This is a genomic window from Corynebacterium sp. 335C (assembly GCF_053525695.1).
Genome location: NZ_JASTTB010000001.1, coordinates 1,582,658 through 1,596,679, shown reverse-complemented (window position 1 = coordinate 1,596,679; position 14,022 = coordinate 1,582,658). Strand labels below are relative to the sequence as shown.

Below are 14,022 nucleotides of genomic sequence, written 5' to 3'. Positions count from 1 at the left end.
CGCCCGGCCGCGCATGGTCCGGCCCCGCCCGGCGCGGCCGCCGCGGGACTGTCGCGGGGCCGCCGTGCAGCCAACGCCGGGCCGCCGCGGAACCTCCACGGGGCGGCCGGCGCCCCGTCCCCACGCCCGTCACCGAGCCATGCCCGGCGCCGTTTTCCGCCGCCGCACCCGGGGGCCGTAGACTCGGCACCATGATCGTCATCCCCGTGATCCTGCTGGTCCTGGCCGTCGCGCTGGCCGTCGTCGCCGGTCTCGCGTGGACCCGGAACCTGCCCGGCAACGACTGGATCGGCATCCGCGCCCCCGAGGCCCGGAAGTCGAAGGAGAACTGGGATCTGACCCACCGCATCGCGGGTCCGCCGTGGGCGGTGTCCGCCCTGGCGATGTTCGGCGCCGCCGCGCTCGGCTTCCTCGCCGCCCGCCCGGGCACGTCGGGCTGGCTGTGGCTGTGGACCGTCGTCGCCGTCCTGCTGTCGCTGGGCTTCATCGGCGTCGGCGCGGCCATGGGCGCCAACGCCATCGCCGCGTGGGACGTGCGCCGCAAGGTGCTGGAGGAGCAGGCCGGCGGCGGCTGCTGCTCCTCCGGCGGCGCCGCCGAGCCGGCCCACGACCACAGCGCGGGCGACTGCGGCGGCGACTGCTCGACGTGCACGTCCTGCGATTCGCATGACGACGCCCCGGCCGCACCCTCCACCCCCGCCGCCCCGTCCGGCCCCGGCGTCGACCGCGACGCCCTGCGCCGCGCCGCCGAGCGCGCCGACCGCGGGTAGCCCGCCCGGCGCGGCACCCGCCGTCACGCACCGCGTCGGCGACCGCACGCGGACCCGCGCGCCGCACCCCCGGAGCCCCGAACGGCCCCGCCCACCCGGGCGGGGCCGTTACGCTGCACCCATGCTCGACCGCCTGCGCAACTGGCGCCCCGACCCGCTGATCGTCCTCATCGTCATCGCGCTCGTGCTCGGCCTGCTGGTGCCGGCGCGCGGCGCGTTCGCCGACGGCTTCTCCGTGGCGACGAAGGTGGCCATCGCCTTCCTCTTCTTCCTGTACGGCGCGCGGCTCAGCCCCCGGCAGGCCCTCGACGGCCTGAAGCACTGGCGGCTGCACCTCACCATCCTGGCGTTCACGTTCGTGGTGTTCCCGCTGGTCGGCCTGGCGCTGAAGCCGCTGGACCTGGTGCTGGCGCCGGGCATCTACCTGGGCATCCTGTACATGACGCTGGTGCCGTCGACCGTGCAGTCGTCGGTGAACTTCACGTCCATCGCGCACGGCAACGTGGCGGGGTCCATCGTGTCGGCGTCGGCGTCGAACCTGCTGGGCATCGTCGTCACGCCCGTGCTGGTGATGCTGCTCATGGCCACCGGCGACGGCGTCACGGTGGACGCCACCGTGTTCCGGGACATCTCGCTGCAGCTGCTGCTGCCCTTCCTGGTCGGCCAGCTGACGCGGCGGTGGACGCAGCGGTTCGCGGCGGCGAAGACGACGAAGAACGTGGACCGCATCTCCATCGCGATGGTCGTGTACTCGGCGTTCTCGCAGGGCATGGTCGAGGGCATCTGGTCCAGCGTCCCGGTCGTCGACCTCGTCGTCCTGTGCGTGCTGTCGGTGGTGATGGTGGAGGCGATGCTGCGGCTGTCCGGCTTCGCGGCGGACAAGCTGGGCTTCGACCGCGGCGACCGCATCGCCATCCAGTTCTGCGGCTCGAAGAAGTCGCTGGCGACGGGTCTGCCGATGGCGGCGGTCATCTTCGGCGGCTCCGCGGGCGTCATCATCCTGCCGCTGATGATCTTCCACCAGATCCAGCTGATGATGTGCGCCGTGTACGCCGCCCGGTGGGGCAGGGGCCACGAGCGGGTCGCCGCCGCCGGGTGAGGCCCGGCGCCGCGGGGGTCGCCCGCCATGCGCGTGACGACGCCCCGATCCGGCCCGTGCCCCGCCCCGCGACGCGGTGCGCGCCCGCCGTGCTAGACACGGGGGCATGACCGGCACGAACGACCAGACCAGCCACGACGAGCAGGGCGCGGAGGCCGCCGCCGAGGTGCAGGCCGCGGAGGCGGCGGAGGCGCAGGCCGCGCCCGCCGTGGACCCCGCCGCCCGCGACGCCGCCATCGCGGAGTTCTGGGGGTGGTGGGCCTCCGGCGGGGCCGAGTCCCTGGACCGGCAGTTCCGCGGCGAGGACGCCGGAATCGACGTGCGCGCGGAGGTCGGCGGCCGCATCGCCGCCATCGACCCGGGCCTCATGTGGGCGGCGGGGCCGGGGGAGACCGCGACGCACCGCCTGACCGTCACCGCGGGCGGCACCCCGCCGCTGCTGGCCGCCGCGCGCCGCTGGCTGCACGCCGCCCCGGAGCCGGACGGCACGTGGGAGTTCCTCGACGTCGTGCTGCCGGACCCGGATCCGGTGCTGCGCTGGCCGGGCGGCGGCACCGCCCCGCGCGACATCGACGCCCGCGAGGCGCTGGTGGAGATCGGCGCCGGCACCACCGTCTGCGACGTGCGCCTGTTCCACCCCGCCTTCGCGGAGCTGCCGGAGGCGGAGGTCGCGCAGGTCGGCTTCACGCTGCTGCAGAAGACCCTCGGCGAGGAGGGCCGGGCGGTGTGGCTGCGCGGCGTCGCGTTCTCCGCGGAGCCGCCGGCGGACGCGGTGCCGCTGCCGGAGCTGCCGGACCACGTCGCCGCCGTCGCCGAGTCCGCCCCCGCCTGGTACGGCATCGAGGGCGGCGAGCCCGGCGCGCCGGTGCACGTCACCGCCCGCTGCCCGCTGACCCCGCTGGTCAACCCGCTGTGGAACACGCACGTGGCGGTGCAGCTGCTGTACTCGGGCGTCGACGCGGAGGGCATGCCGACGGAGGAGTCGCTGGCGGCGCTCGACGAGCTCGGCCGGGCGCTGGCGGATTCGCTGGGCGACGACGGCGTGTTCGTCGCCGCCGAGACCGCCGACGGCGTGCGGCTGCTGCACTTCTACGTCGACGGGGAGACCGACGCGGAGGCGCGGCTGCGCTCCTGCGCGGCCCGCTGGTCGGAGGGCGAGCACGACGTGCTGGCCGCCGCCGATCCGGGCTGGCTCCGCGTCGGCCACCTGCGCGTGTAGCGGGTTCGCGCCGCGCGGGGTGCGCGTGACGACGAGCCCCGCCCCGGCTCCGGGGCCGCGGCGGGCGGGGATGCCGCCCACGGGAGCGGGCTCACGCCACGAGGTTCACCAGGACCATGTACAGCGCCGTGCCCGCGAAGATGGACAGGGCCATGCTGCGGCGCCACAGCTGCAGCGCCACCGTCGCGACCAGGGCGACGGGCGCCGGCCAGAACGGGCCCGGCGCCTCCGCCGCCCCGGCCAGGGTGAACGCGACGAGGGCGACCATGACGCCCACCGGCATCGTCCGCCCGAGGACCCGCAGGACCTCCGAGTCGCGCAGCACCCGGACGAACGCGAACGGGGCCCAGCGCAGCGCCAGGGTCACCGCGCCCATCACCAGCAGCGAGGCGAGGACGTAGCCGCCCATGCCCTCCAGGGACGGGGGCAGGCCCCAGACGCCGGCGGCGAGGGTCGCGTCGTCACGCGCGGCGGCGATCGCCGCGGACCCGGGCCCCGCGCTCACCGCCGGGCCCCCGTCCACGTCAGCGCCCGATCGAGCGCGGGCGACCACGTGCGCGCCACGAGCGTGGCGACGTAGATCGGCAAGCCGATGACGAGCATGTGCTCGGGGGAGAGCCACCACCCGACGCCCGCGCACGCCAGCGCCGTGATCGGCAGCGACCAGTCGCGGTGGGAGCGGAACGCGTCGACCGCCAGCACCGCGAACAGGGCGGTGAGGGCGAAGTCGACGCCGCGGACGTCGTCCGGGATGGCCGTTCCCAGCAGCGCGCCGAGGATGCCGGGGACGACCCACAGCAGCTGGCACAGGATCTGGACCGTCAGCGTGCGCGGCCCCGACGGGCGCACGCCGCGCGCCTGGACGGCGGAGACGATGGCCCACGACTCGTCGGTCAGCGCGTACGTGGAGTAGGCGCACCCGACGCGGGAGGCGACGGCGTCGCGGGGGAAGGTGAGGCCGTAGAAGATGTGGCGGAAGTTCACCAGGAACGCCGTGACGGCCGAGCCGATGAGCCCCGTGTGCGCCAGCACCAGGCCGACGGCGAGGAACTCCATCGAGCCGGCGTAGACGATGACGCTGAACACCGGCGCCCACCACCACGCGAAGCCCGACTGCGCCACGAGCAGGCCGAACGCCAGGCCCAGCGGCACGAGGCCGAGGCCCACGGCCCACGTGTCCGCGATGCCGCGGCGGATCTCGGTGGCGTTCACGGGGACGAGGCTACACGCGCGGCGCCGCATTTCGGACAGCTCTGTCTAGATCGGGGTCCGCGCGGGCCCCCCGGCCCCGCGATGGCGTCCCGCGTGCCGGCCGCGATCCCGTCCCGCGTCGCGGCGGGGCGGATGCGCCGGCGGTCAGTACCCGCGGAAGCGCCGCAGCGCGGCCAGCACCGCCATCGCGACGGTGCCGATGAGCGCCAGGTTCGCCAGATGCCGCACGTTGAACGACTCGTCCCAGCCGATGAGCAGGCGCACGGCGCACCACAGGACCAGCACGATCATCAGCCCGGTCCAGCTCCTCAGGAACTCCACCATCGCGCGCCCCCTAGTTCTCCCGGACGTCGCCCGGGTGCGTGGCGTACAGCGGCAGCGGCCACGGCTGGCGGCGCATGACGTCGCCCCACACGTCGACGCCCGCCGGCGCCAGCAGATCGGACGGCAGGGCGGGGGCGACCAGCCAGTCGCCGCGCTCCAGCTCGTCGTGCAGCTGACCCGGGCCCCAGCCGGCGTAGCCCGCGAACAGGCGGGCGCCGGTCAGTTCACCCTCGAACTCCTCCGGATCCGTGCCCAGGTTCACGATGGCGAAGCGGCCGTCGAGGCGCTGCGCCACCGGCGCGCCGTCGAGGTCCGCGCGCGGCTCCTCCGGCAGCTCCCGGCCGTGCTCGACGACGGCGAGGCAGATCGGCTGCGTCGGGTTCACCGGGCCGCCGAGGTGCACCACCGGCGGCTTCGCCATGAGGTGCGCCCACTCCTCCAGCACGTTCATCACCGGGGTGTCGGAGCGGCGGGTCAGGTCGACGCCGAGGGTGCCCGACGCGTCGTGGTCGATGACGAACACGACGCTGCGCGCGAACTCCGGTGCACCCATGTCGGGGGCCGCCACCAGGAGGCATCCCGGGGCGGGGTCCCGGCGCTCGAGGCCGGTGAACGGGCGGTCGCCGTACAGATCGTCGGGGGTCATGGGGGGAATCCTAGTTCCCCGCCCCCGTGGCCGGGCCGTCCGGTCCCGCCTGCTCCGGCTGCTCCGCCCACCAGTGCTTCAGCGCCAGGATGGCGTCCTCCCGCTCCATGGGGCCGTTGTCGAGGCGCAGCTCCTTCATGTGGGCCCACGCGCGGCCGACGACGGGCCCGGGGGCGACGTCGAGGATGGTCATGATGTCGTTGCCGTCCAGGTCGGGGCGGACGGCGGCGAGGTCCTCCTGCTCCGCCAGCTCCTGGATCCGGGCCTCCAGGTCGTCGCAGGCGCGGGCCAGGCGGGCGGCCTTGCGGCGGTTGCGGGTGGTGCAGTCGGCGCGCACCAGCTTGTTCAGCTGGTCCAGCTGGTCGCCGGCGTCGGTGACGTAGCGGCGGACGGCGGAGTCGGTCCACCGGCCCTCGCCGTAGCCGTGGAAGCGCATGTGCAGGTAGACGAGGTGCGTGATCCGCTCCACCGTCCTCTTCGGGTACTTGAGGCGGCGGAAGCGCTTGCGCATCTTCCTCGCGCCGACGACCTCGTGGTGGTGGAAGGTCACCTGCCCGTTGTCGCCGAAGGCGAGGGTGTCGGGCTTGCCGCAGTCGTGCAGCAGCGCCGCCCACCGCAGCTCCAGGTCGGGTTCGCCGGGCTCCTCCTGGTCGATGGCCTGCTCCATGACGGTCAGGGAGTGCTCGTAGACGTCCTTGTGCCGGCCGTGCTCGTCGCCCGTCATCTTCATCGCCGGGATCTCCGGGAGGATGTGGTCGGCGATGCCGGTGTCGACCATGAGGTCGATGCCGCGGCGCGGGTGGGCGCCGAGGATGAGCTTGTCCAGCTCCGCGGCGATGCGCTCGGCGGTGATGCGGCGGATCTCGGCGCTCATGCGCGTCATCGCGTCGACGACGCGGGGGGAGGGGCCGAAGCCCAGCTGGGCGGCGAAGCGGGCGGCGCGGAGCATGCGCAGCGGGTCGTCGCCGAAGCTGGTCTCCGGGGCGCCCGGGGTGTCCAGCACGCCGGCGACGACGTCGTCGAAGCCGTTGAGCGGGTCGACGAACTCCCGCGTGCCGTCCGCGCGCAGGCGCACGGCGATGGCGTTGCAGCGGAAGTCGCGGCGGACGAGGTCGCCCTCGAGGGTGTCGCCGAACGTCACCTCGGGGTTGCGGCTGACCTGGTCGTACTGGTCGGCGCGGAACGTCGTGATCTCCACCTGCCGCCCGGCCTTCTCGGCGCTGACGGTGCCGAACTCGATGCCGGTGTCCCAGGTCACCGGCGCCCACGCGTCGAGGATGCGCTTGACGACGTCGGGCCGTGCGTCGGTGGTGAAGTCCAGATCGTTGCCGAGGCGGCCCAGCAGCGCGTCGCGCACCGAGCCGCCGACGAGGTACAACTCGTGGCCCTCCTCCTCGAAGGCGCGGGCCAGCGGCGCCAGCAGCTCCGCCTCCCGGCCGATCGCCTGATCCGCGACGGCCAGCATGGCGGTGCGGGCGAGGTCTGCTTCGGCGGTCTCGGGATGCGGTTCGTTCACGTCGGCCACGATACCCGCGGCGGCGCGGCGGACCGCTAGGCTATGGACGTTATGAGCGACAGCGAACGCGACGAATCGACGGCGGGCCCGCGCAGGCGGCGCCGTCCCCGTTCGCGTCGCCGCGGCCGCGGGGGACGCGACCAGGGCGCCCAGGGCGGCGGCCAGGGGGACAACCGGCGCAACCGCGCCGCCGGCGACGCCGGGAACGGCGGGAACGGCGGCTCGAACGGCGGCGGCTCCGGTTCCGGCAACGGCTCCGGCCCGGGCAACGGCCGCGGCGGCAACGGCTCCGGCCCGGGCAACGGCCGCGGCGGCCGTTCCGGCTCCGGCGGCGGGCGCCGCGGGTCCGGCCGGCGCCGCTCGGGCCGCGGCTCCGGCAACGGCTCCAACGGCGGCTCCTCCTCCGGAAACGGCAACGGCAGCGCCAACGGCTCCAGGGTCAGCGGCAACCGCGGGGGCGGCAACGGGCCCGACTCCGGCTCCGGCGACGGCCGGCAGAACCGCCGGCGCCGCGGCGGGCGGGGGCGCGGCCGCCAGGGGCGGCGGCCGTCGTCAAGCGCAGGCGGGAACGGCAGGGGCGGCGACGGGCGGCGCTCGCCCGCGCGCGGCCGCGGCCAGGGCCACGATCAGATGAGGACGTCGCTGGAGACGTCCGCCGGCGGGCTCGTCGTCTCCGGCCTCGCGGAGGCCGTGCGCGACGACGGCTCCGTCGACCTGAACCGCATCCACGTCGCCCTCATCGGCCGCCTCGACCGGCGCGGCCGCCTGCTGTGGTCGATGCCGAAGGGCCACGTCGAGCCCGGCGAGGACCACGCCGCGACCGCCGAGCGCGAGGTCTGGGAGGAGACGGGCGTCCACGGCGCCGTCGTCGCGGAGCTCGGCACCATCGACTACTGGTTCGTCCTCGACGGCCGGCGCATCCACAAGACGGTGCACCACCACCTGCTGCGCTACGTCGACGGCGACCTCAACGACGAGGACCCCGAGGTCACCGAGGTGCAGTGGGTCCCCGCCGAGGGCCTGGTGGAGCGCCTGGCGTACGCCGACGAGCGCAAGCTCGCCCGGCGCGCCCACGACATGCTGCCCGACGTCGCCCGCGCCGAGCGCGACGCGGGACGGGGGACGCCGCGGTGACCCGCCGCCCCCTCCGCCAGGGCCGTCCGCAGCGAACCGTGCGCGCGGACGGCCCGCGGCGCATCGTGCGCGGGGCCGCCGTGGCCTGCGCCGCCGCGCTGGTGGCGGGGGCGGGCGCCGGCGGCGCGGCGACGGCGGAGGCGATGGCCCCGCCGTTCCCCATCTCCCCGTCCGCGCCGGAGATCTCCGAGGAGTGGGTCGGCCAGGACGCCCGCATCGGCGCCGACGGCCCCCTGGAACTGCGGATGACCGCCGTGTCGCCGCGCACGCCCGCCCCGGACGGCGATCTGACGGTGCGCCTGACGCTGGTGAACCGGTCGAACTCCGATCTGACGGACGTCCGCCTGCGCGCGCAGCGCCGCGACGCGCTGGAGTCGGCGGGCGACGCGGGCCCCGCGATGGCGGATCCGGAGTCGGCGTTCGGCGTCGCCACCTCCTTCGGCGACCCCGTCGACGTGCCGGCGGGGGAGTCCCGCAAGGTGTCGCTGACGGTGCCGCTCGGCGCCGCCGCGCCGGAGGGCCTGGGGGTCCCCGGCGACGGCGTGTACCCGGTGCTGATCAACGCGAACGGGCGGCTGGGCGACGGCATCGTGACCCTGCTGGCGGAGACCCGCACCCTCGTGCCAGTGCTCTCGGGCGACGACGCGTCGGGCGACGGTGCGGCGGACGGGGAGGACGCCGCCGCGCGTGACGACGGGACCCCCTCCGGCGACGTCGACGCCGACGGCGACGGCGCCTCCGCGGGCGCCCCGGACCGCGGGACCCGGCCGGTGGGCCTGTCGATGCTGTGGCCGCTGGCCCAGGACATCCCGCTGGTGCCCGGCGAGACCGGGGAGGCCCCGGACCGGCCGCAGCTCATCCTCGCCGACGAGTCCCTGGCGGAGTCGATGGCCGACGGCGGGCGCCTCGACGGGATGCTCGACGTGCTGGAGCAGGAGATCGGGCCCGATTCCCCGCTGCGCCCGGCGACGTGCGTGGCGGTGGAGCCGGAGCTGCTGCTGACCGCCCACCGGATGGCGGGCGGCTACCTCGTCGCCGACGAGCGGCCGAGCCCGGTCGAGGACTCGACGCGGCTGCGCGACTCCTGGGGCGGCGGCAACCGCGCCGACGGCGCCGAGGGAGAGGGCGCCGACGAGGCGGCCGCGTGGCTGGACCGGCTGCGCGACGCGACCGACGGGATGTGCGTCGTGGCCATGCCGTGGGGCGCCGCCGACGCCGGCGCCGTCGCCGTGGCGGCGCAGCCGGCGATGACGGGCGGCTGGCTCGACGGCGGCGAGCGCATCGTCGCGGAGGTCCTGGAGCGGCCCGGGCTGCCGCGCCTGCTGCTGCCTCCGGAGGGCTACCTGACGGCCGACGCGGTGCGGACCGTGTCCGGGGCGTCGGATCCCTCGCTGCCGCGCACCGCCATCGTGGCGGGCAACACGCTGTCGGGCGGCGAGCCGGGCCAGCCGGCGGATCTCGCGCCGGGGCTGCGGGCGGTCGGGGCGCCGACGGCGCTGACGACGGCGCTGGCCGGCACCGGCGCGCTGCCGGAGACCCCGGGCTTCGCACCGCTGGTGGGCCGCCACCGCCTGGACTCGGACTCGGGCCCGGCGCGGATGCAGGCGGCCGTCGGCGTGCTGCACCAGGAGATCGTGGACCGGGCCGGGGCGGGCCGCGACGCGGGCCCGATCCTCGCCGTGCCGCCGGCGGGCTGGTCGCCGTCGCCGGAGTCCGCGCGGGCGTGGGCGCAGTCGGTGGCCGATCTGCGGGTCCGCGGCGCGGTGGAGCCGGCGTCGTTCGTCGATCTCGTCGACGCGCCCGCCGCCGGCGCGGCGGAGACCGTGGAGCCGGTGTCCGATCCGGGCGCGCTGACGGGCACGGAGGTGCGCCGCGGCGCGATGCAGGCGGGCTACGTCGGCGAGCTGACGGCGATGATGTCGCCGGCGCCGGACATCGCCCTGACCCCGGCGGAGTTCACGCGGCCGCTGCTGCGCGACGAGCTGCGGGCGATGAGCACGCTGCACCGCCGGTCGCGGGCCCACTACGACCGGGCGGTGGACAGGACGCGGGAGCGGCAGGCGGCGACGGGCGCGATGCTGCAGCAGCTGCGCCAGTCCGTGCGGCTGCTGCCGCCGGCGGGCCTGTACACCCGGACGACGGGCGCGTCGCCGGTGGCGGTGGTGGCCCGCAACGGGCTGCCGCTGCCGGTGGAGGCGGAGGTCGTCGTCCAGGGCGACGCGCTGGCGCGGCCGCTGTCGGAGCCGACGCTGCTGCCGGCGAAGGGCGCGCTGACGCTGCAGCTGCAGCCCGACATCGACCCGGGCCGGGATCGGCGGGCGACGCTGACGATGTGGCTGCGCACGCCGGAGGGCACCGCAATCTCCGATCCGGTGGAGGTCGTCGTCCGCTCGGGCCCGTCGGCGGGCGTCGTCGCGGCGCTGTCGGCCATCGGCCTGCTGAGCTTCGGCGTCGCCGTCGCCGCGGTGGCCCGCACGCGCCGCCGCCGTCGCGCGGCCGGTCAGGCGGGCCCGCGGGAGGCGCGGGGCCGCCGCGATCCGCGTGACGACGGGCCGGAGCGCACCGGCCGCGCGTTCCGCGCGGGCCGCGGCGGACGCCTGGACCATGGCAGGGACCGCGCCCGCGGGCGGGGCCGGGGCGGCCGGGACCGCCGGGACGGCGGCGCGGATCGCCGCGGATGATTCGTGGCGCCGGACCCGATTCGGCCATGATGGAGGGGTGACAGACTCCGACAGGTCCCCCTCCGGGCAGACGACCGGCCAGCGCGGCCGCATCCGCGTGCCGGCGCCCCCGGCGCCGGTGCCGGCGCCGCGGGCGCCGAGGCGCGCGGAGCCGGCCCCCGACCTGTCCCGCTCGCCGCGCGACGCCGCCCTCGACGCGGCGCGCGACGGCGACGGGTCCGGGGCGCCGGCGTCCGACGCCGACGTCGTCCGCTCGACCGGCTCGATGGCCGTCGCGACGCTCATCTCCCGCATCACGGGCTTCCTGCGCAACGTGCTCATCGGCGCGACGCTGGGCCCGGCGGTGGCGTCGGCGTTCAACACGGCGAACACGCTGCCGAACCTCATCACGGAGATCGTGCTCGGCGCGGTGCTCACCTCGCTGGTGGTGCCGGTGCTGGTGCGCGCGGAGAAGGAGGACCCCGACCGGGGCGAGGCCTTCATCCGCCGGCTGCTGACGATGTCGCTGACTCTGCTCGGCGTCATCACCGTCCTGGCGATCATATGCGCGCCGCTGCTGACGCGGATCCAGCTGAACGACGAGGGCCGGGTCAACGTCCCCCTTGCGACGGCGTTCGCGTTCCTGCTGCTGCCGCAGATCATCTTCTACGGCATATTCTCGCTGTTCATGGCGGTGCTGAACACCAAGGGGGTGTTCCGGCCGGGGGCCTGGGCGCCGGTGGCGAACAACGTCATCGCCATCGCGACGCTCCTGCTGTACTGGACCGTGCCGGGCCGCATCCACGAGGACGCGGCGGGCACGCTGACGGATCCGCACATCCTGCTCGTCGGCCTGGGCACCACCCTCGGCGTCGTCGTGCAGGCGCTCATCATGCTGCCGCCGCTGCTGAAGGCCGGCATCAACCTGAAGCCGATGTGGGGCATCGACGACCGCATCAAGCAGTTCGCGGGCATGGGCGTGGCCATCGTCGCCTACGTCGCCATCTCGCAGCTGGGCTACATCGTCACCACCCGCATCGCGTCGACCGCGGACGCCGCCGCGCCGACGGTGTACCAGCAGGCGTGGCTGCTGCTGCAGGTGCCCTACGGCATCATCGGCGTCACCCTGCTGACGGCCATCATGCCGCGCCTGTCGCGCAACGCCTCCGACGGCGACGACGACGCCGTCGTCCGGGATCTCACCGTCGGCACGAAGCTCACGATGCTGGCGCTCATCCCCGTCGTCGTGTTCTTCACGGCCTTCGGCACCCAGATCGCCAACGCCCTGTTCGCCTACGGCGCCTTCCCCGCGTCGACGGCGGACATCCTCGGCTGGACGCTGAGCTTCTCCGCGTTCACGCTCATCCCGTACGCCCTCGTGCTGCTGCACCTGCGCGTGTTCTACGCCCGCGAGGAGGCGTGGACGCCGACGTTCATCATCTTCGGCATCACCGTCGTCAAGGTCCTGCTGTCGTCGCTGTCGCCCCTCGTCGCGTCCTCCCGCGAGGTCGTCGTCGTGCTGCTCGGCGCCGCCAACGGCTTCGGCTTCGTCGCCGGCGCCGTCATCGGCGTGCTGCTGCTGCGCCGCGTCCTCGGCCCCCTCGGCGGCGGCGCGGTGCTGCGCACCTGCCTGTGGGCGCTCGGCGCCTCCGCCGCCGGCGCGGCCGTCGCCGCCGTCGTCGACTGGGCGCTGTCCCGCACCCCGGTGATGGCGCTCGGCTCCGTCGGCTTCCTCGTCCGCATGGTCGTCGCCGGCGTCGCGTTCCTCGCCGTCGCCGGCGTCGTGCTGTCCCGCTCCGGGCTCGCGGAGGTCGCGATCGTCGGCCGCGTCCTCGGCCGCATCCCGGGCCTGCGCCGCTTCGCCCCGGCCCCGGAGGAGACCCCGGACGGGCTGCCGGAGGCGGAGGCCGCCTCCGCCATCGGCGAGTCCAACGCGATGGCCGGCGAGGGCTTCATCGCCTCCCCGGTCCTGCCGCCGATGCCGTCCGAGGGCTCCCGCCCGCCGCGGTTCGTGCCCGGCGAGATCGTCGGCGGCGGCCGCTTCCGCCTCATCTCCGAGGAGTCGGCGCGCCCCGGCGTCCGCTTCTGGCGCGCCCGCGCCGCCGCCGGCGGCCGCGAGGTCGGCATGGCGTTCATCGACGCCGTCGCCGCCCCGCACGTCGGCCGCACCGTGCCCGCCGCCGCCGCGGAGATCGCCTCCGCCGCGCGGACGCTGCGCGACGCGGACCTGCCGGGCGTCGCCGGCGTCCTGGAGGTGCGGGCGACCCGCACCAACGTCACCGTCATCACGGAGTGGGTGCCGGGCGTGCCGCTGGAGTCCCTCCGCGGCGCCGGCGCCGGCCCCTCCCGGGGCGCCGCGGCCGACGCGGCCGGCGCCGTCGCGGCGGACGACCGGGACGCCCGCCCCGGCGAGCTCGACCCGGCCGCCGTGGCGCTGGCCGTCTCCGACGTCTTCGAGGCGGTCGCCGCCGCCCGCGAATCCGGCGCGGTGCTCGGCCTCGACGGCCCCGACCGCATGCGCGTGACCGTCGACGGCCGCCTGCGCCTGGCCTTCCCGGCCCCGCTGGCGGGCGCCGGGGCGGACGACGACGCCGTCGCCGCCGCCGACCTCCTGGAGGGCATGCTCGGCCGCTGCGGCCACGTGCCCGACTCCATCGCGGATCAGCTGCGCGCCGCCCGCGACGGCGGCGATCCCGCCGCGATCGCGGAGGGCCTGCGGGAGGCGGCCTACGCCGACGAGGACGACGACGTCCGCGCCGGCATGTCCGTCGAGGCGGAGGCCGCCCGCGCCGCCACCGGCCGCAGCCGCCTCGCCGGCGCCGCCGCCGGCGGCCGCGCGTGGGGCGTCGGCGCCCTCGTCGTCGGCCTCGTGCTCGTCGCCGCCGTCGTCGCCGTCGTGCTGTTCGCCATGCTGGACAAGCGCACCGACGCGCCGGTGAACCCGGACTCGGTCCGCCGCGGCGGCAGCGCCGTCGAGCGCGTCATCGAGTCGGAGCCCGTCGTCGTCGACGCCGCCGAGTGGCAGGCCCCCAACCCCAACCCGCAGGCCGGGGCCGACAACCCGGACCAGGCCCCGCTGGCCGTCGACGGCGACCCCGCCACCGCGTGGTCGACGTCCGCCTACCTGGCGCCGTTCGCGCCGCCGCCGGCCGGCTTCAAGTCCGGCGTCGGCCTCATGCTGCAGCTCGACGACGAGGCCGACGTCGCCGCCGCCACGGTGACCGGCGCCCCCGGCACCGTCGTGGAGATCCGCGCCGCCGACGGGCCCGCGTCCGTCGACCCGGCCGCGCTGCCGCTGCTGGGCACCGGGACCCTCGGCGAGGGCCCGACCGACATCGCCCTCGACGGCCGCCGCACCGCCTGGGTGCTCGTGTGGGTGACCGGCCTGCCGCAGTCCGGCCAGGCCTCCGTGGCGGAGGTCGCGCTCCGCTGACCGGCGGGC

The 14,022-nt window shown here is 76.2% G+C and carries 11 protein-coding genes; 6 read left to right on the top strand and 5 right to left on the bottom strand.

Annotation, left to right across the window (positions count from 1 at the left end):
• Nucleotides 1–191 precede the first annotated feature (191 nt).
• From QQS41_RS06920 to QQS41_RS06910, 3 genes are all read left to right on the top strand, one after another.
• Complete coding sequence (locus tag QQS41_RS06920; RefSeq protein ID WP_448851894.1) at nt 192–770, top strand: SdpI family protein; 579 nt, start codon at nt 192–194, stop codon at nt 768–770.
• A 121-nt stretch (nt 771–891) separates the two neighbouring features.
• Entirely contained in the window at nt 892–1,869 is a 978-nt protein-coding gene (locus tag QQS41_RS06915) for a bile acid:sodium symporter family protein (RefSeq protein ID WP_448851893.1), read from the top strand.
• A gap of 106 nt (nt 1,870–1,975) precedes the next feature.
• Nucleotides 1,976–3,088 carry a DUF695 domain-containing protein gene (locus tag QQS41_RS06910; RefSeq protein WP_448851892.1) on the top strand — a complete coding sequence of 371 codons (1,113 nt, stop codon included), beginning with the start codon at nt 1,976–1,978 and terminating at the stop codon, nt 3,086–3,088.
• 91 nt (nt 3,089–3,179) lie between these two features.
• On the opposite strand, the gene QQS41_RS06905 is transcribed toward QQS41_RS06910, so the two are convergent.
• The 5 genes from QQS41_RS06905 to QQS41_RS06885 all read right to left on the bottom strand — a co-directional run bounded on the left by QQS41_RS06905 (nt 3,180) and on the right by QQS41_RS06885 (nt 6,735).
• Nucleotides 3,180–3,497 (bottom strand): branched-chain amino acid transporter permease, encoded by a 318-nt coding sequence (locus tag QQS41_RS06905; RefSeq protein WP_448852003.1) that lies wholly within the window; start codon nt 3,495–3,497, stop codon nt 3,180–3,182.
• A 92-nt stretch (nt 3,498–3,589) separates the two neighbouring features.
• Nucleotides 3,590–4,300, bottom strand: coding sequence for an AzlC family ABC transporter permease (locus QQS41_RS06900; RefSeq protein ID WP_448851891.1), 711 nt, complete (start codon nt 4,298–4,300; stop codon nt 3,590–3,592).
• 144 nt (nt 4,301–4,444) lie between these two features.
• A complete protein-coding gene (locus QQS41_RS06895; RefSeq protein ID WP_448851890.1) occupies nt 4,445–4,624 on the bottom strand; it encodes a hypothetical protein in 180 nt (59 codons plus the stop codon).
• A gap of 10 nt (nt 4,625–4,634) precedes the next feature.
• Nucleotides 4,635–5,270 carry a YqgE/AlgH family protein gene (locus tag QQS41_RS06890; RefSeq protein WP_448851889.1) on the bottom strand — a complete coding sequence of 212 codons (636 nt, stop codon included), beginning with the start codon at nt 5,268–5,270 and terminating at the stop codon, nt 4,635–4,637.
• A gap of 10 nt (nt 5,271–5,280) precedes the next feature.
• Nucleotides 5,281–6,735, bottom strand: a complete 1,455-nt coding sequence (locus QQS41_RS06885; RefSeq protein WP_448852002.1) for a CCA tRNA nucleotidyltransferase — start codon at nt 6,733–6,735, stop codon at nt 5,281–5,283.
• A 102-nt stretch (nt 6,736–6,837) separates the two neighbouring features.
• Here QQS41_RS06885 and QQS41_RS06880 point away from each other — a divergent pair, with 102 nt between their 5' ends.
• The 3 genes from QQS41_RS06880 (at nt 6,838) to murJ (ending at nt 14,013) form a co-directional block, all read left to right on the top strand.
• Nucleotides 6,838–7,920, top strand: coding sequence for an NUDIX hydrolase (locus QQS41_RS06880; RefSeq protein ID WP_448851888.1), 1,083 nt, complete (start codon nt 6,838–6,840; stop codon nt 7,918–7,920).
• An 80-nt stretch (nt 7,921–8,000) separates the two neighbouring features.
• Nucleotides 8,001–10,601: a hypothetical protein gene (locus QQS41_RS06875; RefSeq protein WP_448851887.1), complete on the top strand. Its 2,601-nt coding sequence runs from the start codon at nt 8,001–8,003 to the stop codon at nt 10,599–10,601.
• 37 nt (nt 10,602–10,638) lie between these two features.
• The gene (gene murJ / locus QQS41_RS06870; RefSeq protein ID WP_448851886.1) at nt 10,639–14,013 is read left to right on the top strand and encodes a murein biosynthesis integral membrane protein MurJ; all 3,375 of its coding nucleotides are present in this window, start codon (nt 10,639–10,641) and stop codon (nt 14,011–14,013) included.
• The last annotated feature ends 9 nt before the right edge of the window (nt 14,014–14,022 follow it).